The following is a 22649-nucleotide window of genomic DNA, read 5'->3' on the forward strand; positions in this document are numbered from 1 at the left end:
CTTGCTCTCACACGATAGCCATCAAGAGGGCCGTGTGGAGCGCCTGTTGGTGAGATTGATGGCTCAATCACACCGGTCTGCCTGGATCTACTCCAGCGGCATATGCCAAGGTCATGGACGGTGTCCGAGAGTGCCGGGAATGCCCGGACCGGCCGCGCGGTTCGGGTTCTTCGTAGGGACGAGGACCGACGGGCGAGCGGAGCGGGAGAGACGATGAGTGACACGGGAGACGCCGGGGACGCTGGACGACGGGGAGACGTCCGTCCGGGCATCGGTTCGGCCGACGGACCGGGTGCCGAACCGGCCGACGGACCGGGTGCCGGAGCCCAGGGGATCCACCCGGCCCACGGAGCCCCCGGAACCCGGGAAACCCACGAGATCCACGGGGCGGCCCTCGGCCGGGCGCCCGTACCGCTCTCCGTGCTCGACCTCGTCACCGTCGGCGCGGGCAGCACCGCCCACGCCTCCCTGCGCACCAGCGTCGACATCGCCCGGCTCGCCGAATCCCGCGGCTACCACCGCCACTGGGTCGCCGAACACCACTCCATGCCCGGGGTCGCCAGCTCCTCCCCGGCCGTGATCCTGGCCCACCTCGCCGCCCACACCTCCCGGATACGGCTCGGCTCGGGCGGGGTGATGCTGCCCAACCACGCCCCCCTCGCCATAGCCGAGCAGTTCGGCACGCTGGAGGCCCTGGCCCCGGGCCGGATCGACCTCGGCCTCGGCCGGGCACCCGGCACCGACGGGCAGACGGCCGCCGCGCTGCGCGGGCCCGGGCGACGGGACGAGGCCGTGGACGAGTTCCCCCGGCAGCTCGCGGAGCTGATCCGCTTCCTCGACGACGACTTCCCCGACGGACACCCGTACGCCCGCGTGCACGCCGTGCCGGGCCCGGTCCAGGGCCCCGCCGGGCGGCCGCCGATCTGGCTGCTCGGCTCCTCCGGCTTCAGCGCCCGCCTCGCCGGCGGACTCGGGCTGCCCTTCGCCTACGCGCACCACTTCTCCCCGGCCGGGACCCTGCCCGCCCTCGACCTCTACCGGCAGTCGTTCCGCCCGTCGGCCGTCCTGGACGCCCCGTACGCCGTCATCGGCGTCGCGGCCCTCGCCGCCGACACCGCCGCGGAGGCCCGCGCGCAGGTGCTGACCGGCGCGCTGTCGATGCTCCGGCTGCGCAGCGGGCGCCCGGGGCTGGTCCCGACGCCCGAGGAGGCGGCCGCGTACCCGTACACGCCGCTGGAACGGGAGTTCGTGGACGACCGGCTCGCGAGCGTGGTCCACGGCACCCCCGACGAGGTCACCGCGGGCCTGGACGACCTGGCGAAGCGGACGGGCGCGGAGGAACTGATGCTGACCGCCAACGCCCACTCCGGGGAGGCCCGCCTCCGCTCGTACGCCCTCGTCGCGGACGCGTACGGCATGCCGGACCTGGGCGCCTGAGCCGGCGGCCAGGTCAGGGCCCGGGGAACCCGGCCCGCCGCATGTGCAGTTCGGAGCGGACGAGCTCGAGGAGCCGGCCGGTCCAGTTGCGACCCTGGCCGGCCTTGGATCCCCAGAAGGCCGAGTCCACGTCTTCGTAGATCAGGATGGCATCACCTGTCGCCAGCAGGATCTCGGCCAGCTCGGGATGCTGGTCGTACTTGGCTCGCAGCAGGCTGGTCATGACGGCGGCCCGGACGTGCTCCCAGCCCTCGCGGCGCGGTGTCGCGACCGCGAGGTCCAGTGCCGCGGAAGGGGTGGCCGCGGCCGCGATCGCGGCGCGGACCTCCGGCTGAGCGGCCGACAGGGCCCAGTAGGCATGGGAGACCGAGGGGTAGTCGGCCTTGTCCACGGTGATGGGGGCGGGGTATGCGTTGTGCAGTCCGCGCCGACCGGGTTCGGCCACCGTATCGTTGGAGATCCAGGGATAAAGGTGGACCGCCGGAGCGTACGAAGTCACGGGTCCGTCTGCGGAAGCGCGCACCCGCAACTCCGCCAGCCGGTCGGCCTGCTGCTCGAAGTGCGCGACGGCCCTCTCGTACGCCTCCTGCGTGACCGGCGGGTCCGCCGCCAGGTACGTCCGGCCCCCGGGGCCGGCCACCAGGACCCGCAGGTTCCAGTCCTTGCTGTCCATGTCGCCCAGTGCACGCCGCCGTGAGACCGGCACGGCCAGGAACGCGGCCCGGGCCACGGCCCGGTTCTCCTCCGTCCGGTCGGCGAGGAAGGCCCTGACGGCGGCCATGCAGCGACCCGCCGAGTCGGGCCGGTTGTTCAGCCGGTCGACGGTGTCGCGGACTTCGGCGACCAGCAGATCGGGGGTGAGCTGGTTCCGGGGCTCGCCGAACTTCCAGCGCGCCAGACCGTGGATGGACGCCGGGGCACCCTCCGGGAGGGTGGTGGCCACCCAGCCGGTCCGTACCTTCTCCTCGAACTCCTCAAGGGTGACCAGGCCCCAGCAGTCGACGAGCCCGTCGGCGTAGATGAAGAGGTCGGTCAGGAAGTAGCGGCCGTTGCGGATGAAGGCGGGCCGCCAAGTGCCGGGTATGTGGACGCCGTCCACGACGCGATGGGTGATCCGGTTGCCGATCATCCCGCGATTCTGCCGCCGACGCGGACCTTCCCGGAGGGGTTCACGGGTGTACAGCCAGCCCGGAGGGCCCCGCACGGGCCGGCATCCGGAGTTTGGCTGGTTTGTTGCCGAAACCTTGCCAGAGCGTGAATGAAGGCAGCCTTAAATCGCTCGTCACCATGGGTGGCGGGCGATTTTTGGTGGGGGTCCACGTCGCTGACGTGGGGTTCTGGGCTGCGAGTGGTCTAGTCCTTCTTTGGTCCAAACCATTGACTCGGGCCCGGAGTGATCGCTATCACTATCCCCACCTGAAGTCTTGCCTTCCCCTCCCACTTCCCCGGAGGCAGTTCATGCACATCCGTAAATCCCTCATCGCGGCCGCCGCCACGGCCGCGCTGGCCGGCGGGACGCTGGCCGCCTTCGCGGGACTCACCACCGCCTCGGCCGCCGAGGCCGGGACCACCGCTTCGGCCGGCAACGTCAAGATCGCCTACTACGACCAGTGGTCCGTGTACGGGAACGCTTTCTATCCCAAGCACCTCGACACCCGTGGCATAGCGAGCAAGTTGGACGTCATCAACTACTCGTTCGGCAACATCCACCCCACCAACCTCACCTGCTTCGAGGCGAACAAGGCGGCGGGCGACGACAACAACCCCAACGCCGGTGACGGTGCGGGCGACTCGTACGCCGACTACCAGAAGTCCTTCAGCGCGGCCGACAGCGTCAGCGGCGTCGCCGACAAGTGGGACCAGCCGATCGTCGGCGTGTTCAACCAGTTCAAGCAGCTCAAGGCGAAGTACCCGAACCTGAAGATCAACATCTCGCTCGGCGGCTGGACCTACTCGAAGTACTTCAGTGACGCGGCCAAGACCGACGCTTCCCGCAAGAAGCTCGTCTCCTCCTGCATCGACCAGTACATCAAGGGCAACCTGCCCGTCGAGGGCGGCTACGGCGGCGCGGGCAGCGCGGCCGGCATCTTCGACGGCATCGACATCGACTGGGAGTACCCGGGCTCGTCGGGCGGCCACCTCGGCAACCACTACGCCCCCGAGGACAAGCAGAACTTCACGCTCCTGCTCAAGGAGTTCCGCGAGCAGCTCGACGCCCACGGCGCGGCCAACGGCGGCAAGAAGTACCTGCTGACGTCCGCCCTCCCGGCCGGCCAGGACAAGATCAAGTACATCGAGACGGACAAGATCGGCGCGTACCTCGACTACGCGAACATCATGACGTACGACATGCACGGCGCCTGGGACTCGGACGGTCCGACGTACCACCAGTCCCCGCTGCTGCCCTCGTCGTCCGACCCGACCGACGTGATCGCCCCGGGCACCGAGAAGTACAGCATCAAGAACGCCATCGACTCCTGGATCGACGGCAACGCGGCCTACGGCATCACCGGCGGCTTCCCCGCCAACAAGCTGGTCCTGGGCTACGAGTTCTACTACCGCGGCTGGAAGGGCGTGCAGCCCGGCACCACCAACGGTCTCGCCCAGCCCGCCACCCTGGCCTCCGCCGCCCGTCCGACCAGCCAGCAGGCCGGCATCGCGCTCTACAAGGAGCTCGGCGGCATCGTCGACAACCCGGCGACCACCTTCTGGGACGACCAGGCCAAGGCCTCGTACTTCTACAAGGACGGCGAGTTCTTCACCGGCCTCAACCAGAAGTCCATCCAGGCCCGTGTCGACTACGGCAAGCAGCGCGGCCTGGCCGGCGCGATGATGTACTCCCTGCTCGGCCTGGACGCCAACGCGACCCTGCTGAACCAGATCTCGGACTCCCTCGGCGGCACCACGCAGCCTCCGGTCACCCCGACTGCCACGCCCACCGCGACCCCGACGGCCACGCCGACCGCCACGCCGACGGCAACCCCGACCGCCACGCCCACCACGGGCTGCGGCGCGGCGGCCTACGTCCACGGCACCGTCTACACCGGCGGCAGCGAGGTCTCGTACAACGGCCGCAAGTACAAGGCCCAGTGGTGGACGCAGAACGAGGTGCCCGGCACCACCGGTGAATGGGGTGTCTGGAAGGACCTCGGCGCCTGCTGATCCCCCCACCCCGCGCCGAGCGCCGGTAGCCCCCGTCCCCTCCTCCCAGGGGGCGGGGGCTGCTGTGTGACATGGTTGCGGGATTCCCCGTACCGGAGCGTGCGGTGGTCGCTACGCTCGGCGACGAGTTGGATCCGCACGCGTCCTCATGGGGGTGACCGTCCCATGGTCAACATCCGCGCTCTCGATCCCAGCGCCTCGCCGCTGGACTACTACGCGTACGAGCTGTGCCGCCTGCGCGAGGCGGCCGGGCTGAAACAGGCGCAGCTCGGCGACATCATCTACTGCTCGGGCTCGCTGATCGGCATGATCGAGAACACGAAGCGGGTGCCGACCCGGGACTTCTCCGAGCGGGTGGACGCTGCGCTGGGTACGGATGGGCACTTCTCCCGCCTGGTGGGGCTGGTCCTGCGCAGCCAGCTGCCGCACTGGTTCCAGGCGTACGCGGAGATGGAGGCCCGGGCCGAGTACATCAGCACGTTCCAGTGCCAGTTGGTCTACGGGCTCCTCCAGACGGAGTCGTACGCCCGCGCCCTGATCGGTGTGGACCGCCCCGACCAGATCGACGAGCTGGTGGCGGCCCGCATGGAGAGGCAGCTCATCCTGGAGCGCGAGCAGCCACCTGCGCTGTGGGTGGTCCTCGGCGAGTCCGTACTGCACCAAGAGGTCGGCGGCCACGAGGTCATGCGGAACCAACTCACCCACCTGTTGGGCTTTGCCAACCGGCCCTGGGTACAGATCCAGGTGCTGCCCTTCTCGGCCGGAGCACACACGGGGATGCAGGGGTCGTTCAACCTCCTCCGCTTCGACAAGGACCCGGATCTGATCTACGAAGAGGGCTATGCGCAGGGATACATGACTGCCAATCCGTCAGTGATCAGGGAGCGTTCGGTCGGATACGCTCGGCTGCAAGCCGAGGCGCTCTCACCGGAACGCTCGGCGGCGCTGATCGCTCGGGTGATGGAGGAACGCTATGGGAAGCAACCAGAACCTGGCGGGCGCGCTGTGGCGTAAGTCGTCGTACAGCGGGACGACCGGCGGCGATTGCGTCGAGTGCGCCCCCCTCGGCACCGCCGCCTGGCGCAAGGCTTCGTACAGCGGCTCCAGCGGCGGCGACTGCGTCGAGGTCACTGCTCAGCCCTGCCGGGTTGCCGTCCGCGACTCCAAGCGGCCCGACGGCCCCGCCTTCACCGTGAGGCCCGAAGCGTTCGGGGCCTTCGTCCGGAGCCTCTGAGCCGCGAGGTTCGCCTGCGCGTCCACGCCCGCGATGCTCGACGTGATGAACGGGCCGCCCCCGGCGAGGTCTCCCACCACGTGCAGGCGTGGGTCGGCAGCGGCCAGGCCCCCGGCCGGGTGCAGCTCGGCCGCGCCGTCGGCCATGAGCGCCGTGACCAGCAGGCCGGCCGCCCGGGGGATCGCGCGCGGCGGCGGGTTCACGGCGTTGACGACGACGTCGAAGGTGCCTTCGCCGCCGTGCAGCCGGAATGCCCCGTCCGCTGCCTCGATCCCGCGGACGCCCGCGGCGACGGCGAGCTGCCCCGAGTCCAACAGCCGAAGCATCGTTGCGGCGTTCACCGGGACCATAGGTGAGGCCGCGCTCGTGGCCAGACGGAAGTGACGCCGCAGCCGCATGGGGTCCGGCTCGGGCAGCAGCCGCCACGCGTACGGGCCCACGCTGTGCGCCGTCTCCTGGAGGACCCGGCGGCCTATCGCGGAGTCGTCGACAGCGGCCAGCTGCGCCCGCAAGCGCCGGACGGGGTCTTGGGTCCGGGCCGCAAGCAGGTCGGCGGCGAAGGCTCCGAAGTCCTCTCCCGCCTCCGCCAGTTCCGCGCGCAGCAGCCCGATGAGGTCGTCGAGGGTCACGGCACCGTGTTGCCGGTGCAGCGCCGCCACCCGCTCGGCGGTCACGTGCCGCGGCCGGTGGTCGACGGGGCGCTGCCAGACGTGGGGCAGCACACCGCTGCGGGACAGCAGGGTGATCGGCCCGGTGTGCCCGTGCGCGGCGAGCGACACGACGACGTCGACCGCGGTCAGGCCGCTCCCGATGACCGCGATGCCGCTGCCGGGGGCAACGCCGTCGAGCGTGCGTGCCAGCGGGTACGGGTCGCGCACGAAGCCGCGGGCGCCGCCGAGACCGTAGGGGTCCGGAGGCGTTCCCCCGCCCACGCACAGTGCCAGGTGGTCGGCCTCGTACCCGCGTCCGTCCTCGGTGCGCAGCGACCAGCCGGCCCCGGACCGGGCCGCCCCGGTGACGCGGGCGGTGACGATGCGGACCCGCCAGCCGTCTTCTTGCAGGGTGGCGAGCGCCGTCTCGGCGGTGTGCGTCAGGTAGGCGCCGTAGAGCGCGCGGGGAACCAGCGGCCGGTCCAGCCGTTCGTCGAGGTGGGCGGTGCCGCGCGGGCCCAGCCAGGCCGCGTAGTGCCCGAAGTCCCGATGGCGGATCGACATGACGGCCGGTGGTGCGTTGACCAGCACCGAGTCCAGGTCGGGGCCGTACGGGCGGCCTCGCCACAGGTGCGGGGACGGCTCGAACACCGTGAGGGTCCCGGGGCTGTCGGCGGTGGCCGCCAGCGCGTCCAGCAGGCCGACCGCGGCGGCACCCGCTCCGACGATGGCGATGTCCATGTTCGTTCTTCCCTTCGTGTTCCGGGCCGCCGCCGAAAGGAGCCGCGGCCTCTTCGAGCCTCGCCGCCGCCCGTGCGGGGCCCCACCGACACGCGCGATCTCTTCCACCGGACATCCACCCACCTGCGACGGCTCCTGCCGTTCGACTCGGCCGTATGGGCGGCCACCGACCCGGAGACCGGCCTCGTCACCGCGCCGATGCTGGTGGAGAACCTCGGTGCCGGAGAGAGGTGCGCCGATTACTGGGAGAGCGAACTCCTGGAGGAGAACGTCCTCCCGTTCCGGGACCTCGCCCGCGCCTCCGTCCCGGCGGCCGGCCTGCGTGCCGCCACCGGCGACCTGCCCGCACGCAGCGCACGCTTCCGCCGGCTCCTCGGGAGCCAGGGCGTGGATGACGAACTCCGGGCCGTGCTGCGGGTCGGCGACCGGCCGTGGGCCGTGGTGAGTTTGTTCCGCATGCGCGGCGGCCCCCCGTTCGGCCCGGCCGAGACCACGCTGCTCGCCGGTCTGTCGGGTCCGCTGGCCGCTCGGGTGCGCCGGTTCGCCCGTCCCTCCGCGTCCGGCGGCGCAACCGGCGCAGCCGACGCACCCGCGCCCGGACTGGTGCTCTTCGATCCCGCCGGCGAGCCGACGTCGATCAACGAGGAGGCGCGGCAGTACCTCGCGCAGCTCCCCGAAGGTCCATCCGTACCCTCGCAGTTGGGCCTGAGGCTGCCGATCTGGGTGGTTGCCGCCGCGCTCCAGGCACGGGCGATCGCCCAGGGCCGCGACAGAGCGGGCGGCGCGAGAGTGCGCATCCGAACCGTCGACGGCCGCTGGCTGACCTGCCACGCCTCCTGCCTCAGCGGCCCCGCCGGGCAACCCGGTCCCGTGGCACTCGTCATCGAGCCGGCGGCCGCTGCCGACCGGGCGGTCCTCATCGCCGAGGCGTACGGCCTGACGCCGCGCGAGCTGGAGATCACCCAGCTCATCACGCGCGGGCTGCCCACCACCGAGATCGCCTCGGCGCTGTTCATCTCCCCGCACACCGTGCGCGACCACATCAAGGCCGTCTTCGGCAAGGCGGAGGTCTCCACCCGGGGCGAACTCGTCGCGCGACTGTTCGCCGAGCACTACCGGCCGGGTGAGGGTTGACCATCAAACTCAGTGGTCGACGAACATCTCGAAGTCGTTGTATCCGTCGGCGAACACGTACGTGTAGGGCTTGTCGAAAAGCTTGTGCCAGTTGTTGTTGGTGTCCTGGGCCCAGAGTTCTTCCCGGGTGATCTTCACGTTCTTCTGACGCCCTGGAGGGGTGTTCGGCGTGGTCACCGTCAGGGTCAGACTGGTGAGGTCCTTCCAGACGAAGTGGTTCGCCGGCTTGGGGCCGGCCAGCAGGTGGTGCGCACCAGCCTGGTCCAGGTGTCGCTGCCGGACGCGTCCCTGTAGCGGGCCGTCACCCAGGCCGGGGAGCACGCGTTGGTGTTGGAGAGTTCGGCGACGTCGAACCAGAGACTGAACGCCTTGAACTCCTCCGCCCCCGCCGCGGCCGCAGCGGTAGCGGGGGAGGTGCTCAACGAGCCGGCCAGCAGTGCCGCCCCCGCCATTGCCGTGAACTGATCAAGCTCAGACCTCGGGGTGCGGGGCGGGCCCCTCCGGCTGCCCGGGGTCTGCACCTGTTCCCACGGCCTGTGCGGCAGCGGCTTGGCGGCTGACGATGGCGGCGATCTCCTCCGGGGCCACCGCCCGGGAGTACAGCCAGCCCTGGCCGGTGTCGCAGCCGACGCGCCGCAGGCGGGCCGCCTGGCCGGCGGTCTCCACGCATTCGGCAGTCACCGTCAGGCCCAGCCGGTGTGCGAGCTGCACCAGGGCCTCGACGATGGTCTCGTCGGCCGGGTTGGGGTGGGAGCCCTCCTCGTAGCGGAAGCCGCGGACGAAGGAGCCGTCCAGTTTGAGGACGGAGACGGGCAGGCGGCTGAGGTAGGCCAGGTTCGAGTAGCCGGTGCCGAAGTCGTCGATGGCGATCCGCACCCCCATGTCGCTCAGGGCCTGGAGGGCCTGGAGCGGGCGGCCCGCCGAGCCCATGACGGCCGACTCCGTCAGTTCGAGCTGGAGTAGCTGGGGTGCGAGGCCGGTCTCCGCAAGGATCTCGGCCACGTCGCCGACCAGGTCGGAGTCCCAGACCTGGCGCACGGCCACGTTGACGGAGACGAAGACGGGGGAGTCGCTGGGCTGCTCGATCTGCCAGCGCCGGGCCTGACGGCAGGCGGTCTGGAGCACCCATCGGCCCAACTGGACGATGGAACCGTCCTCTTCGGCAATTCCGATGAACCGATTCGGCGTCAGCGTGCCGAACTGCGGGTGGTTCCAGCGGACCAGGGCCTCCACCCCGCGCACCGCCCCGCTCTCCAGGTCCACGAGCGGCTGGTACTCCACGATGAACTCGCCGCGCTCCACGGCCGGCCGCAGCGTCGATGACAGGGCCTGGCGGGTCATCCGGTGCGCGTTGCGCTCCGGGTCGAAGAGGGTCCAGCGGGCCTTGCCGTCCGCCTTGGCCCAGTAGAGGGTCGTGTCCGCGGCCTGCATCAGGCCGGTCGCCGAGGTCCCGGCGGCCGCCCGCTCCACCACCCCGATCGACGCGGAGACCGCCAGCCGCTGACCGGCCAGGTCGAAGGGCTCCTGTACGGCGGCCAGCACGCTCCGCGCCAGGTCCGCGAGCTGCTCGGTGCCGGTGGAGTCCTCGACCAGCAGCGCGAACTCGTCGCCGCCGAGCCGTGCCACCAGGTGGCCGCCGGTGCGCCCGTAGCCGGACTGGTCGGAGCACTGGGTGAGCCGCTGGGCGACGGCGGTGAGCAGCCGGTCGCCGACCCGGTGGCCGAGGGTGTCGTTGACGGCCTTGAACCCGTCGAGGTCCAGGTAGCACAGGCCGATCCGGCCCGTCCCGCTCTGCCCGTACGAGGACGCTTCCAGGGCGGCGGAGAGCCGCTCGAAGAACAGTGCCCGGTTGGGCAGCCGGGTCACCGGGTCGTGCATCTGGAGGTGGCGCAGCCGGGCCTGGAGGTCGCGCCGGTCGCTGATGTCGGCGACGGAGAGGAGTACGTCACCGGTGTCGGTCCCGGGGACGGGGCCGAGGGTGATCTCGGTCCACAGGGAGTGCCCGTCGGGGTGCTTGAGGCGGCGCGTGCAGCGGAGCCGGGCCTGCCGGCCGCGCAGCACCTCCTGGTAGGCCTGCCAGGTCCGGGCCTCGGAGGCCAGGTCGACGAGGTCGGCGGCGGACTGCCCGGCGAGGAGGTGGGGCTCGGAGCCGAGGAGCGCGGCGAGGGCCTCGTTGGCTCCGGCGATGTGGCCGGTGCGGTCGACGACGGCCATGGGGAGGTGGGCCGCGTTGAAGGCGGCCCGGTAATCGGCCCGGTGGTCGGCCCGGTGGTCGGCCTGTCGGTCGGCCTGTCGGTCGGCCTGGTGGTCGGTCCGGTGCTCGGCCTGGTGGTCGGCACGGTCCGGGGTTGCCGTCGCCGCCGGCGTCGCCGGGTGACGCTGCGTCATGGCCGGTCGGATGCTGTCGGCCGCCGAACCGGTTCCATCTGGGGTTCCGCTCACCGTTGGCTCCCGCAGTGCGTGTGAGTGTCCGTGCAGGAAAGTGTGCCGATCATAGAGGCTCACGGACGGCCCTATCCAGCGGCGACGCCGTGTGGGACGCGGGAGTTCGGCGTGATGACGGATCGTCGACCTGGCGGCGAATGATCGTTTCCGCACGGCTGTGAGCATCCGACGCCCACCACTGACCCGACCTGATCGGTCGTGACTTTCCGTAGGCGCATGTGCGAAACCCGGCGTCACCGGCTTGCCCTAGTGCTCACTCGTGTGGGGCAGCGGAACAGGGCATTAGTAAGACAATCGCCCCAAGGTGGATGAAGAGGTACTAATCCACCACCGGAGGTCGATGTGCCGCGACAGCAGACACCCGGGGGAGTGGACCGCTCCCGCATGCGAACCACGGCGGCGGCGCTCACTTCCCTGACGGCGCTCGCCGCCATGTCGCTCGTCGCGGGACCCGCGGTCGCCGCTCCCGGAGCCGGACCCTGCGCGCTGACCCGTACCGCGGCCCACCACTCCCTGGGCCTGGACACCTGGAACGGCGCCTACCCCAAGCCCGAGCGCACCCTCAACGCGGTCATGGTCTTCCTCTCCTTCCCCGACCACCGCACCACCCTGACCACCGACGAGCTCACCGCCGACTACTTCCCGGCGACCAGCGAGTTCTTCGAGCGAGCCTCCTACGGCCGCTTCCGGCTGGTACCGCACCCGCAGAAGCAGTGGATCCAGATGCCGAAGCCGTCCGTCGCCTACGGGATACGGCGCGACTGGGCCCCGGCGGACCGGGCCGCCTACCTGCGCGACGCGGTGGCCGGCGCCGACCCGTCGGTGGACTTCGGCCGGTACGACGTCGTCTACTTCGTCGCCGACCCGGACGCGCCCGGCGTCGACTCCGATGCCACCAAGGTCGTCAACTTCGAGCAGCCGATCCGGGCGGACGGCGCCGACCTGCGCCGCATCGTCACGGTCTTCGAGAAGCACCCGCCGGACCGCAACGTGCTGGCCCACGAGACCGGGCACGTCTTCGACCTGCCGGACCTCTACCACCGCCCCTCGGACGGCAAGGGCGACTGGGACACCTACGTGGGGGACTGGGACGTCATGGGGAGCCAGTTCGGCATGGCCCCGGACCTCTTCGCCTGGCAGAAGTGGAAGCTCGGCTGGCTGGACGCCTCCCAGGTGGACTGCGTGGGATCCGGCTCCTCCCTGCACACCCTCCAGCCGCTGTCCGAGGCCCCGCGGCCGGGCGGTACGGGCGGCACCCGGCTCGCGGTGGTCCGTACGGGACCCGGCAGCGCGATCGCGGTCGAGGCGCGGGGCTCCGCCGGCAACGACGGGGACACCTGCACCGAGGGGGTCCTCATCTACCGGGTCCGCAACGAGGCGGCCTCGGGCGGCGGGCCGATCGAGGTCGTGGACGCGCACCCCGACACCGAGGCCTGCTGGGACCGGTCGGTGTACCCGCCGCTGGCGGACGCCCCCCTGGAGGTGGGGGAGACGTTCACCATCCCGGAGGAGCGGATCACCGTGGAGGTGGCGGACCGCACGCAGTCGGGCGCGTACACGGTGAAGATCACGCGGGAGCGGTAGCAGGAGCAGGAGCAGGAGCAGGAGCGGCGGCGGTATCGGTGGCGGGCGTCGGTGCGGCCGTCGCCGTCAGCCGCGGGTCCAGCGGAAGTCGATCTCCGGGTGGCGCGGGGAGGGAGCGTTCAGCAGGGGCGACGGCCGGCCCTTGAGGAACCGGTCGAGGCACAGCCGGGTGTACGTCCGGATCAGTTCGGTCGAGCGGGCCGGGTCCAGGGTCCCGAGCAGTTCGGCGTACAGGTCCGTCGGCCAGGCCTCCGCCAGGCCGCCCGGTACGGCGAAGTGCGGCAGATCGGTGTAGGTGAGGTGGCCGGTGCCGCGCGCCCGCAGCTGGCGGCCCCAGCCGCGCTGGTGCTCGCGCCAGCGCCGCCAGGTGTCGTGGTCCTCCAGTGCGGTGAGCAGCAGGTAGGGACGGTCCAGCCCGAGGTCGGCCACCGAGGAGCCGAACAGGGCGCCGTCGAGGCCGACCCCGACGGCGAAGCGGTCGTCCACCCGGAGCAGCTCGGCGGCGGCGGCCCCGCCCATGGAATGTCCGACGACGCCGATCCGGCGGGGGTCCGCGCAGGGCGACCGCCGCCGACGGGTCAGGGTCGTGGCGACGAACCGCAGGTCGCCGACGCGCGCGGCTATTTCGAGGCGCTCCTGGCGGTCCCAGTCGTCGGACTCCTCGGGCAGCACGCTGTGGACGGCCCGGCCGTCCGGGAACTCCACCACCGCGGCGTCGTAGGTGTGGTCGATGCCCGCGACCAGGTACCCGTACGAGGCGAGTTCCTCGGCCAGGGCGGTGCAATTGCTGCGGCCGCCCTTGCGCCCGTGCCCGAGCAGCACCAGCGGCAGCGCGCCCGGCACGGCCGGTGCACCGGTCCGGGCGTGCGGACGTACGGCGCCCAGGGTGCCCGCCTTGAGCGGCAGGCCCGTCTCGAGGGCGGCGGCGACGCGGCCCGTGGTGTACGGGGCCCGGCGGAAGCCGGTGGTGGTGAGCGCGGGGTACCAGAGCTGGACCATGAGTTCGCGCGGCCTGCGGTCCGGCGCGAGGGGGTCGTCGCGGTCGTGGTCGACCAGGTGCAGGTCGATGGTGCCCACCGGCCTCCGGGAGGTGGGGGCGGGCAGGTCGATGACCTGCCCGCCGTGCCCGGCGGCCCGCGCGGGCACGGCGGGCAGGGCGACCGCCCCCGCGCTCGATCCGGCGAGAATCAGGAGGGACCGGCGCGTGACCATCAACCACCCCAAGGCGACTGCGTGCGGAAGGACTTGACGAACGCTCACCCTAGAAGGTCTGGACCAATCTGCCTAGGAGTGGGGGCGTGCCGGTCCGCCCGTCCGCGCAGCGGCACGATCGCGCGCGACACGACGAAAAAGGCCCCCACGTGAGTGGGGGCCTTTCTCCGTCTGTGCGCCGCCAGGGACTCGAACCCCGGACCCGCTGATTAAGAGTCAGCTGCTCTAACCAACTGAGCTAGCGGCGCTTGGTGACGAGAGAGACATTAGCACCCCGGGCGGCGATCGGAAAAATCGATACCCGCAGCTCGGGTGGCACGGACGAACGCCCACAGCAGCGCCTCGGGTCCGGGCAGCCAGGGCAGCCGCGTATCGGGCGCCACGAGCCAGCGCGAGGGCCCGCCGTCCGCGGCCAGCGGGGGCACGGTCACGGCGTCGCCGGGGCCGTGGCAGAGCGGTGCGGGGACGGGGGTGCTCCACTCCTCCCAGGCCAGCAGGGCCGGGAGCCGGTGGGCCGTGCCGGGGGCGGCGAAGAGCAGGGTCCGCCCGCGGTGCACGGCGGCCGGCCCGGAGCCGGGACCTTCGGCCCAGAGCAGGTCGAGCATCCGGCGGCCGAGGACGAGGGGGACGTTGACGACGTCGAAGGCGGTCCCGCAGGGCAGCACGGCGGGCGCGGTGGGCCGGGCCTGCCAGGCGGTCAGCGTGCCGCCGGGCTGGGCGGAGGCCGAGGCCAGCCAGGCGGCGCCGGCCGGGGTGACGTGGGTCGCGGAGGCGGTCGTCGGCCGCGGGTCGAGCGCGGGGCAGCTGGTCAGCGTCGTCATGCGTCCAGGTCTACCCGCGGTAGCGGGCCGATCTCCGGGAGTTACGGGAAACCGGGACAGGCCGGGTGGGATTGGGGTATGTTGCGCCCCGCATATGCCAGTGGTCGCGGCCGGGCGCGCCCTCAGGCGCCCTCGGGAGCGGTGCCGCGCAGCAGGGACTCGCCGAACTCGATCATCTTGCGGGCGTAGTCCTCGGTCCACTCCGCCTGCTCCGCGATCGCCGCCGCCGACAGCCGGTCGAACCGCCGGGGGTCCGCGAGCTGCGCCGCCGCCACCGCCTGGAACTCCACCGCCCGCTCCTGGGCGGCGCGGAAGGCGAGGGTCAGCTCCGTCGCCCGGACCAGCAGTTCCCGCGGGTCGTCTATCGATTCGAGGTCGAAGAAGTGCTCCGGGTCCGTGACGGTCTCCGACGGCTCGAAGAGCAACTGCGCGGGCCGCAGCCTCCGCTCGGTCCGCTCGGGCTCTGCCATGCGTGTCCTCCTGCTGGAGTTGAGAAACGTGAGAAAAGCTTCCGGGCCACCGTCCATTGTCCAGCTTCGCGCAAGGGTGCCCGAGGGCCGCGGCGCATGGGCTAGAACGTGCGTATGACCGATGGTGTGCACGAGACGCTGGACAAGCTCTGCGACGAGGGCATCGAGCAGGTGATCGGCTGGCGCCGTCACCTCCACCGGAATCCGGAGCTGCCGAACCGCGAGGCCGCCACCGCGCGGCTCGTCGCGCGGGAGCTCGCCGGGTTCGGACTGGACGAGGTGCGGACCGGCATCGCCGGGCACGGGGTGGTCGGGGTGCTGCGCGGCGGCCTGCCCGGGGACCGGGTGGCGGCGCTGCGGGCCGATATGGACGCGCTGCCCGTCCCCGACCGGTGCGGCGCGGACTTCGCCGCCACCGGGCAGGCCTCGCACGCCTGCGGCCACGACTGCCACACCGCGATGCTCCTCGGAGCCGCGCGCGCACTGGCCGACGTACGGGTGCGGGAGCGGCTGCCGGGAACCGTGCTGTTCGTGTTCCAGCCCGCCGAGGAGGGCCCGCCGGTGGACGAGGAGGGCGGGGCGCGCCTGATGGTGGCCGAGGGGGCCTTCGCTGACCCCGTCCCCACGATGGCCTTCGGCATGCACGTCACCCCGCACCCCAAGGGCTGGGTGGGCTACAAGTCCGGCCCGATGTACGGGGCCTCCTGCCTGGTCCGCGTCACCGTCACCGGCCGGCAGGCCCATGCCTCCTCGCCCTGGTACGGCGTCGACCCGATGCCCGCCGTCGGGGCGCTGCTGACGGGGATCGGCCAGCTCTACCGGCAGGTGTCGGCGTTCTCCCCGGTCACGGTCTCCATCGGCCACATCGAGGACGTCGGCCGGTACAACGTCATCGGTGAAACCGTCACCCTGTGGGGCACGATCCGCTGCGCCGAGGAGCGGGACATGCCCGAGGTCAAGCGCCGGCTGACCGCGCTGGCCGAACACACGGCCGAGGCCTACGGGGCCTCCGCGGCCGTCGAGCTGCTCCAGGACGTGCCCGCCGTGCGCAACGACGCGGCCTGGGTCGAGGCCGCGCTGCCCACCCTGCGCCGGGTCGCGGGCGCGGAACGGGTGGTGGAGGTCGGCGGCACGCTCGGCTACGACGACGTCTCCGAGCTCATCACCCGCTTCGGCGGGCTGTACGTGATGCTCGGCGTCCAGGACACCGCCCTGGACCCGGCGGGCGGCGAGCCGGTGCCCGTCTCCGGCGGCCGGGGCCTGGTGGGCAATCACCACCCGGGCTTCTACGCCGACGACGCCACCCTGATCACGGGCGTACGGCTGCACGCGCACGCCGCGTACGACCACCTGGCCGGGTCGCTCGTCACGCGCTGACCGGCGTCCTCGCCAGGGCGGCGAGCTCCTCCAGTACGGCCGCCAGCTCGCCCGCGAGGCCCTCCGGGGCCCGGAACCCGTCGGCTGTGACCAGCCCCGTGATGCCCGGGACGGCCGCCGAGGCCTCGGCCGGCACCATGCCGACGGACTCCAGCACCGGCCGCAGCATCCGGCCGGCCGGGGCGCCGCCGGAGCCGCCCGCGCTGTAGGAGAGCAGGCCGGCGGGCTTGCCCTGCCATTCGCGGTAGAGGAAGTCGATGGCGTTCTTGAAGGGGGCGGTGAAGCCGCCGTTGTACATCGGCAGGACGAAGAGGAAGGCGTCGGCGGAGTCGACCAGGGCGCTCCACGCACGGGTGTGGGCGTGGGCGTAGATGCCGGTCGAGGCGTATTCGGGCTCGTCCAGGAAGGGCAGGGCGATCTCGGCGAGGTCGACGGGGGTGACCTCGAAGCGCGCCCGCGCCTGGGTGGCGGCCCAGTGGGCCAAGGGGCGCGCGGCGGAGGCGGGGCGGACGGAGGCGGAGATGACGTGCAGGCGGACCGGGTTCGGGTTCACGTGGGGCTCCTCGCGGCCGGGGTGATGTTGTTGACGTGTCACCTATGAGAGCGGGAGAGTGGGTGACGTGTCAACTAGGTAGTTGACGTGTCACGTACCGGTCTAGACTCCGACCATGGCCGAGAACGAGACGGGGAACGAGAGTGCGCCGCGCTGGCTCAGTGAGCCAGAACAGCAGGCCTGGTACGCCTGGCGGCGGATGTTTCCGCTGGTCAACGCCGATATCGCACGCGATCTGACCCAGGACAGCGGGCTCTCCGAAGCCGACTACGACGTCCTGTCCGTCCTCGGCTCCACCGACGGCCACCGCATGCGCATCAGCGCCCTCGCCGTCCTCATGCAGTGGTCCCGCAGCAGGCTCTCCCACCAGCTCACCCGCATGGAGCAGCGGGGCATCGTCCGCCGCGAAGAGGTCGCCGACGACGGGCGCGGCGCCGAAGTGGTGCTCACCGAGCAGGGCGTCACCACGATCATGACGGCCGCCCCGCTCCACGTGGAATCGGTGCGCCGCCACCTGATCGACATCCTGACCCCGGAACAGCTGCGCACCTTCGCCGAGGTGGGCGAACTGCTCCGCACCCGCCTCGGCGTGGAGCGCAAGACCCGCTGAGCCCGGCTACGGCCGCCAGACCACCCGGTGTTCCGCCAGGTGGGCCAGCACCGAATGATTGGCCTCCCAGCCGTCCGGGAACTTCATCGTCACGCCCAGCTGCACCGGTTCCGAGGACGGGTGGGCGTCCAGGAGCTCCGCTATCCCCGCCCGGGCCACCACCACGCAGGCGTGCCGGTGCCGGGAGGCCAGGACGCACAGCCGGCCCGTCTCCAGGTGGAAGGCGGTCGCGTCCGGGCGGCCCGACAAGGGGTGCAGGACCACCGTGAGGTCGTACTCGCGGCCCTGGAGCCGGTTGGCCGTGTCCACGGTGACCCCCGTGACCCCGAGCGCGCACAGCGCCGCCCGGACCGCCGCCGCCTGGTCCCGGTGCGCGGTGCCCACCGCGATCCGGTCCGCCGTCAGCGGGGACGGGCCGCCCGCGTGCTCGTCCACCGTCACCGTGCCCCGGTCCAGCGCCCGGCGCACGACCAGGGCCACCGCCCGCACCGCCTCCGGGTCGGTGCGCGGGGTGTGCCGGGCCGGCAGCTCCAGCAGCCCCCACCCCGACTCGGCGGCCTCGTCCAGTACCCGGTCGGGGCCCGAGCCGTCGCCCGCGACCCCGTACGACAGCCGCCGCTCGCCCGGACCCGTACCGCTGCGGAACTGCGTGTACGGGTAGAACGCGCGGGAGACCAGCGGCGCGGCCGAAGCCGGCAGCCGCCAGGACACCGGCAGCCGGTGCTGCGGCAGGTCCGGGTTGTGCGCCAGCAGGGTGGACACCGCCGACGCCGAAGGATCGTAGGACAGGCCCGCCCACTGCTCGGCCCCGACCACGCTGAAGGGATCGAGCTGCCCCGGGTCGCCCACGAACAGCGCCCGGTCGAACAGCCCGGCCACGGCCAGCAGCGCGTCCGAACGCATCTGGTACGCCTCGTCCACGATGGCGTGCTCCCAGGGCTCCACGTCCTTGACCCACGCCCACTTGGCCGCCGTCGAGATCGTCACCGGCAGCCCCGCGAGGTCCCCCGGCTTCGCGGAGAGGACCACCGAGTCCAGATCGCGCAGCGCCGGATCGTAGGCGTCGCCCTCGCTGCTGTGCAGCCGGCCCACCTTCAGCTCCGGATCCTTCGCGTGCAGCCGCAGCACCAGGTCGTCGACCTGCGCGTTGGTCTGGGCGACCACCATCAGCCGGCGCCCGGCCGCCGCCAGGTCCCGGGCCGCCCGCACCACCAGGGTGGACTTCCCGGCCCCGGGCGGGGAGTCGACGACCACGCCCCGGGCCCCGCCGTGCAGGGTGTCGCGCAGGATGGCGTCGGTGGCCCGGCCGGCGGCCGCGCCCGGATCGAAAGCGGTGCTCGCGGTGCTCACAGGAGGTCCTCGGCGGTCACGGGGTCGGGCAGCGGCAGCACGGGAGCGTCGCCGGTCAGGTGCGCGGGCGGACCGCCATGGGTCCACGGAGTCTGCTCGGGATCCGGCAGCTTCGGGCCGCCGCGCGCATCGTGCTCGAAGAGCGTCCAGCACACCCGGTCGCCCTTCTCCGGCACCGAGCCCGGCTCCGGGTCCTTGCCGCGGCCCATCTTGTCGAGGACGCGCAGCACGAGCCGGCCGTCCTCCTCCCACCGCACGAACTGCGCGCTCTGCGGGCGCCCGTCCAGCGAGCGGTACACCTTGGGACCCGCGCCGCCGCCGTCGTCCTCGGTGAGCTGCGGCCGGTCCTCCGTGGCCACCCACACCAGCGGGCGCGGGCTCGGCCGCTTCGACTCCGTCCACTCCATGACCACTTCGGTGACCTCGCCGGCGAAGGCCTCGCCCGAGAGCCGCCGGCCCGCCATCACCAGCAGGTCGTCGAGCGCCTCCTGGGCGTCGAGCCGCACCTGCTCGGTCTCCCGCGCCGCGAGCTTGCGCGCGGCCGTCACCGCGTCGTCGCGGCGCGGCTGCGGGCCCTCGCCCGCCCGGACCCGGTCCCGGTGGCCGGTGTACGACCAGCGGTCGCCGGTCCAGCGGTCCTCGGCCCGCTCGCCCGCCGGTAGTTCGCGCATCAGGTCCAGCGCGTGCCACACGGCCCACCAGGTGCTCTGCATCTGGTCCACGACCAGCCGCCGGACCGCCCGCTCGGCGAACCGCGGACCGTCGCCGTCCCCGGGCTCGGCCATGCGCGCCGCGTCGAACTTCGCGATCGCCGGAGCCAGCAGCTTGTTGTCGAAGGCCGGATCGGTGGCCGGACCGGCCGGGGGGAGCAGCAACTGGCCGTGCTCGTCCCGGCCGAGTTCGGCACGCAGCGCCTGCTCGGCGCCGGAGGTCCCCTCCGCCGGGTCGATCCACGCCAGCAGAGCCTGCAGGTGCTGGTCCTCCAGGTTGCTCTGGCCGGTGGCCCAGTGCCGGGAGAGCAGGTCCGTCGCCGACATCAGCAGCGAGGACCCCGGTACCCGGGAACGCTCGGCGAAGTGGGTGAACCAGCGGCCCAGCAGGGGCACCTGCGTGGGGACCGGATACGGGTTCTCGGGGTCCTCCTCGGCGGTCCGCCGGAACCGCATGGACCGCCCCAGCAGCCGTACGTACTCGATGCCCGCGCGGCTCGGCACGATCAGCTGCGGAGCGTCCAGGCAGAGCTCGGCCTCCACCTTGACCCGCTTGCCCGTCTCCGGGTCGGTCTCGGTGCGCTCCACCGGCTCGACGGCGTCCGCGAACCCGTCGATGTACGGCATCAGGTTCCGGGCGAGCTCGGCCAGGAACTCCCACCGCATGTCCCGGTCGCGCGGCTGCGGCACGACCAGGATCCGGGGGTCCTGCGGGTCGGTGCCGAACATCGCGCCCAGCGGGGCCCCGGCCTCGCCCGCCGTCGTCAGCGGTACGAAGACCAGCGGCTGCTCACCGAGATGCCGGTGCCGTACGGTCGCCAGCGGCTGGGCCCGCCCGGCGCGGACGGCCTCCAGCCGGGCCAGGGTGTTCAGCAGGGACATGCGACGGCCTTCGGGCGGATGCGGGCGGGGGCTTGCTCCAGCGCCTCGGCGCGCAACCGGGCGGCGTACCGCAGCGCGGCCGCGGTGGGATCGTCGAAGGCCACGTCGAGGGCAACGTCGGAAGCGGGGCCGGGGCCGGTGCCGTCGGGGCCGGTGCTGCCGGGCGCTCCGTGGCCCGCGGCCGCCGCGAGGGCGGCCTCGACCGTGGTCAGCCCGCCCAGCTCACCCCGTACGGAGCGGCCGAGCGCGGTCACCTCGTCGGCCCCGCGCGCCCGCTCCCGGCAGTGGAAGGCCAGCTCGCAGGCGGCCAGGCACTCGGGGGCGTAGGCGGCGGACACGGCCGACACGGCCTCGGTCAGCTCCTCGGCGGAGCACGCCGGATCGAAGGTGAGGCCTTCGGGCAGGGCCCCGGCCAGCTCCTCGACCCGGGTGAGCCGCTCCAGCTGGCGCCGGGTCACCGAGCGCTCGCGGCGGATGTCGACGGGGGCCGCGGTGGGCAGGTTCGAGAAGTCCTTGGGGCAGACGAGCAGCACGGTGTGCCCGACCTCGGCGCCGGCCACCTTCGCGGCGGTCGTCTCCAGGGCCAGCACGTAGACGGCGGCCTGCCGGGCGGCGGCGCCCACCTTCGCGGCGTCGGCGGCTCCGTCGATCATCGGGAACGACTTGATCTCCACCACGGTCCAGCGCCCGTCGGGGTGCACGACGACCGCGTCCGGCTCCAGGTAGGCGGGGGAGCCGGCCACCTCCAGCGCGAGCATGGGGTGGTCCAGCAGGGTCCAGGCCCCGGCGGCGGTCGCCTCGCGCAGCGCGAGCGCGGTGCGGGCGGCGCGGCCCTGGGGGCCCGCGGCGGTCAGGTCGGGGGTGAGGGCGTCCGGTCCGGGCGGGCCGGCCGCGCCGCCGGGCCCCGCGTCATCGAACCCTGCGCCGAGGTGCTCGTACACCAGCCGCAGGAGCTCGGCCCCGCCGTCGCCCTTGACCTTGGCCTCGAAGGAGTTGCCGCGCACTATGGCGAACTGCGACTGACCGAAGGCCGCGGGGGAGCCGAGGGCCGCCGCGAGGACCGTCTTGTCCACGCCGGCGCCGTCGAGCAGGGCCCGTCTGCCGCATCCCGGGTTGGCGGCGAGGGCCGCCAGCGCGCGGGCGTCGAGCGGGCGCGGTGCGACGGCGGGGCCGCGCAGGTCAGCGAGCCGTTGCCGCAGCGTCTTCGGGGGACTCGGGGGATTCGTCGGCTGCGCGGTCTGCGCGGGCTGCCGGGCCGCCGGCTGCGCCGCCGGTCCGGGGGACCGCGGCGGGGTCTGCGACGGCTGACCGCTGGACGGGTAGGAGCTCACCCGCGGAAGTCTCCCATCCGCCACTGACAATCGTGGACTTACCGCGGAAACCGGCTGTTCGGGTGGTGTGCGGGGCGGGCTCGGCGGACCCGCCGGACGCGGGGAGTCCGGCCCCGGCGGCCCGGGCGGTCCCGGTGATCCCGGCGGGCAGGGCGCGGGCCGCGAGGTAGCCGGCCCCCATCACGGCGGCACCTGCGACGGCGTCGAGGAAGTAGTGGTTGGCCGTGCCCATGACCACGACGGTGGTGACGGCGGGGTACGCGGCGCCCAACGCCCGGACCAGCGGCCGACGCGCGCAGCTCCACAGCACGACCCCGCACCACAGTGCCCAGCCCACGTGCAGGCTGGGCATGGCGGCGAACTGGTTGGTGAAGGAGCCGAGCCCGCGCGGTGCGCTGGCCTCCCCGCCCCACCAGCCGTAGGCGCTGTAGTGGGCCATCGTGTCGGTGAACCCGTACGAGGCGTCGAGCAGCCGGGGCGGACAGGTGGGCACCAGGGCGAAGCCGATGAGCCCGAGGAGGGTGGAGACCATCAGCCAGGTGCGGGCGAAACGATACTGCTGGGGGCGGCGCCGGTAGAGCCAGACCAACACCGCGGGGGTGACGAGGTAGTGCAGCGAGGCGTAGACGAAGTCGGCGGGTATGCCGAGCACCGCCTGCCCGGTGAAGAGCCGGTTGAGCGGCCGCTCCAGGTCGAGGGCCAGGAGCTCCTCCATGCGCAGGATCGCGAGCCCGTGGTCCACCGCCAGCCCGACGTCGCCCCGGGCGAGGAGTCTGCCACCCGAGTACGCCGCGTAGACGAGTCCCAGGAGCAGCAGTTCGGCCCACCATCGCGGAGGCTGCCGCCTATTAGTCATACGGCGTATGACGTGCGTGAAGACGCAAGGGTTGCGTGGCGTTCACCTGATGGATGATGGAGCGGCGACGGAACCCCCGCAAAGCAGTGC

19 protein-coding genes, 1 tRNA gene and 1 pseudogene are annotated in these 22649 nt (G+C 72.6%); 8 read left to right on the forward strand and 13 right to left on the reverse strand.

The features are described from left to right. Window positions 1-213: 213 nt before the first annotated feature. Window positions 214-1437, forward strand: a complete 1224-nt coding sequence (locus ACE1OC_RS26025) for an LLM class flavin-dependent oxidoreductase (RefSeq protein WP_407839039.1) — start codon at window positions 214-216, stop codon at window positions 1435-1437. A 13-nt stretch (window positions 1438-1450) separates the two neighbouring features. Here the strand turns inward: ACE1OC_RS26025 and ACE1OC_RS26030 are convergent, their stop codons facing one another. Next, entirely contained in the window at window positions 1451-2566 is a 1116-nt protein-coding gene (locus ACE1OC_RS26030) for an NADAR family protein (RefSeq protein WP_407839040.1), read from the reverse strand. Between the two features lie 329 nt (window positions 2567-2895). Between ACE1OC_RS26030 and ACE1OC_RS26035 the strand changes: the two genes are divergently transcribed. From ACE1OC_RS26035 to ACE1OC_RS26045, 3 genes are all read left to right on the forward strand, one after another. Further along, window positions 2896-4599 (forward strand): glycosyl hydrolase family 18 protein, encoded by a 1704-nt coding sequence (locus ACE1OC_RS26035; RefSeq protein ID WP_407839041.1) that lies wholly within the window; start codon window positions 2896-2898, stop codon window positions 4597-4599. Between the two features lie 165 nt (window positions 4600-4764). Then, on the forward strand, window positions 4765-5613 hold the full coding sequence (locus tag ACE1OC_RS26040; RefSeq protein ID WP_407839042.1) for a helix-turn-helix domain-containing protein: 849 nt from the start codon (window positions 4765-4767) through the stop codon (window positions 5611-5613). Further along, the gene (locus ACE1OC_RS26045; RefSeq protein ID WP_407839043.1) at window positions 5573-5833 is read left to right on the forward strand and encodes a DUF397 domain-containing protein; all 261 of its coding nucleotides are present in this window, start codon (window positions 5573-5575) and stop codon (window positions 5831-5833) included. The genes ACE1OC_RS26040 and ACE1OC_RS26045 overlap by 41 nt, the downstream gene beginning before the upstream one ends. Here the strand turns inward: ACE1OC_RS26045 and ACE1OC_RS26050 are convergent. Next, window positions 5734-7224, reverse strand: a complete 1491-nt coding sequence (locus tag ACE1OC_RS26050) for an FAD/NAD(P)-binding protein (RefSeq protein ID WP_407839044.1) — start codon at window positions 7222-7224, stop codon at window positions 5734-5736. The genes ACE1OC_RS26045 and ACE1OC_RS26050 overlap by 100 nt on opposite strands. 72 nt (window positions 7225-7296) lie before the next feature. Here ACE1OC_RS26050 and ACE1OC_RS26055 point away from each other — a divergent pair, with 72 nt between their 5' ends. Next, the gene (locus ACE1OC_RS26055) at window positions 7297-8358 is read left to right on the forward strand and encodes a LuxR C-terminal-related transcriptional regulator (protein WP_407839045.1); all 1062 of its coding nucleotides are present in this window, start codon (window positions 7297-7299) and stop codon (window positions 8356-8358) included. A 9-nt stretch (window positions 8359-8367) separates the two neighbouring features. Here ACE1OC_RS26055 and ACE1OC_RS26060 read toward each other — a convergent pair whose 3' ends face one another. Both ACE1OC_RS26060 and ACE1OC_RS26065 read right to left on the reverse strand, forming a co-directional pair. Continuing rightward, window positions 8368-8679: a hypothetical protein gene (locus tag ACE1OC_RS26060; RefSeq protein WP_407839046.1), complete on the reverse strand. Its 312-nt coding sequence runs from the start codon at window positions 8677-8679 to the stop codon at window positions 8368-8370. A 150-nt stretch (window positions 8680-8829) separates the two neighbouring features. Next, window positions 8830-10746, reverse strand: a complete 1917-nt coding sequence (locus tag ACE1OC_RS26065; protein ID WP_407839047.1) for a putative bifunctional diguanylate cyclase/phosphodiesterase — start codon at window positions 10744-10746, stop codon at window positions 8830-8832. Between the two features lie 441 nt (window positions 10747-11187). Between ACE1OC_RS26065 and ACE1OC_RS26070 the strand changes: the two genes are divergently transcribed. Beyond that, a complete protein-coding gene (locus ACE1OC_RS26070; RefSeq protein WP_407839048.1) occupies window positions 11188-12387 on the forward strand; it encodes a M6 family metalloprotease domain-containing protein in 1200 nt (399 codons plus the stop codon). 66 nt (window positions 12388-12453) lie between these two features. On the opposite strand, the gene ACE1OC_RS26075 is transcribed toward ACE1OC_RS26070, so the two are convergent. The 4 genes and pseudogenes from ACE1OC_RS26075 to ACE1OC_RS26090 all read right to left on the reverse strand — a co-directional run bounded on the left by ACE1OC_RS26075 (window position 12454) and on the right by ACE1OC_RS26090 (window position 14890). Then, complete coding sequence (locus ACE1OC_RS26075) at window positions 12454-13599, reverse strand: alpha/beta hydrolase family protein (protein WP_407839049.1); 1146 nt, start codon at window positions 13597-13599, stop codon at window positions 12454-12456. A 174-nt stretch (window positions 13600-13773) separates the two neighbouring features. After that, window positions 13774-13847 (reverse strand) — tRNA-Lys (locus tag ACE1OC_RS26080). Further along, window positions 13838-14420: pseudogene (locus ACE1OC_RS26085) on the reverse strand (bifunctional DNA primase/polymerase). Before ACE1OC_RS26085 ends, ACE1OC_RS26080 begins: the two are co-directional and overlap by 10 nt. A 122-nt stretch (window positions 14421-14542) precedes the next feature. Beyond that, the gene (locus ACE1OC_RS26090; protein ID WP_250741240.1) at window positions 14543-14890 is read right to left on the reverse strand and encodes a hypothetical protein; all 348 of its coding nucleotides are present in this window, start codon (window positions 14888-14890) and stop codon (window positions 14543-14545) included. 114 nt (window positions 14891-15004) lie between these two features. Here ACE1OC_RS26090 and ACE1OC_RS26095 point away from each other — a divergent pair, with 114 nt between their 5' ends. Next, window positions 15005-16267 carry a M20 metallopeptidase family protein gene (locus tag ACE1OC_RS26095; protein ID WP_407839050.1) on the forward strand — a complete coding sequence of 421 codons (1263 nt, stop codon included), beginning with the start codon at window positions 15005-15007 and terminating at the stop codon, window positions 16265-16267. Here ACE1OC_RS26095 and ACE1OC_RS26100 read toward each other — a convergent pair. Further along, a complete protein-coding gene (locus ACE1OC_RS26100) occupies window positions 16257-16820 on the reverse strand; it encodes an NADPH-dependent FMN reductase (protein ID WP_407839051.1) in 564 nt (187 codons plus the stop codon). The genes ACE1OC_RS26095 and ACE1OC_RS26100 overlap by 11 nt on opposite strands. 115 nt (window positions 16821-16935) lie before the next feature. Between ACE1OC_RS26100 and ACE1OC_RS26105 the strand changes: the two genes are divergently transcribed. After that, window positions 16936-17430, forward strand: coding sequence for a MarR family winged helix-turn-helix transcriptional regulator (locus tag ACE1OC_RS26105; protein WP_407839052.1), 495 nt, complete (start codon window positions 16936-16938; stop codon window positions 17428-17430). 6 nt (window positions 17431-17436) lie between these two features. On the opposite strand, the gene ACE1OC_RS26110 is transcribed toward ACE1OC_RS26105, so the two are convergent. From ACE1OC_RS26110 to ACE1OC_RS26125, 4 genes are read right to left on the reverse strand one after another with little or no spacing between them, the layout of a single operon-like run. Then, window positions 17437-18780 (reverse strand): AAA domain-containing protein, encoded by a 1344-nt coding sequence (locus ACE1OC_RS26110; RefSeq protein WP_407839053.1) that lies wholly within the window; start codon window positions 18778-18780, stop codon window positions 17437-17439. Continuing rightward, complete coding sequence (locus ACE1OC_RS26115; protein ID WP_407839054.1) at window positions 18777-20372, reverse strand: hypothetical protein; 1596 nt, start codon at window positions 20370-20372, stop codon at window positions 18777-18779. The genes ACE1OC_RS26110 and ACE1OC_RS26115 overlap by 4 nt, the downstream gene beginning before the upstream one ends. Beyond that, window positions 20360-21571 (reverse strand): hypothetical protein, encoded by a 1212-nt coding sequence (locus ACE1OC_RS26120; RefSeq protein WP_407841684.1) that lies wholly within the window; start codon window positions 21569-21571, stop codon window positions 20360-20362. Before ACE1OC_RS26120 ends, ACE1OC_RS26115 begins: the two co-directional genes overlap by 13 nt. Beyond that, window positions 21552-22559, reverse strand: coding sequence for a phosphatase PAP2 family protein (locus tag ACE1OC_RS26125; RefSeq protein WP_407839055.1), 1008 nt, complete (start codon window positions 22557-22559; stop codon window positions 21552-21554). The genes ACE1OC_RS26120 and ACE1OC_RS26125 overlap by 20 nt, the downstream gene beginning before the upstream one ends. Window positions 22560-22649: the final 90 nt, after the last annotated feature.

Origin of the sequence: Streptomyces stoeckheimensis (assembly GCF_045822005.1) — a bacterium.
In the GTDB taxonomy this organism is placed as follows: Bacteria; Actinomycetota; Actinomycetes; order Streptomycetales; family Streptomycetaceae; genus Streptomyces; species Streptomyces stoeckheimensis.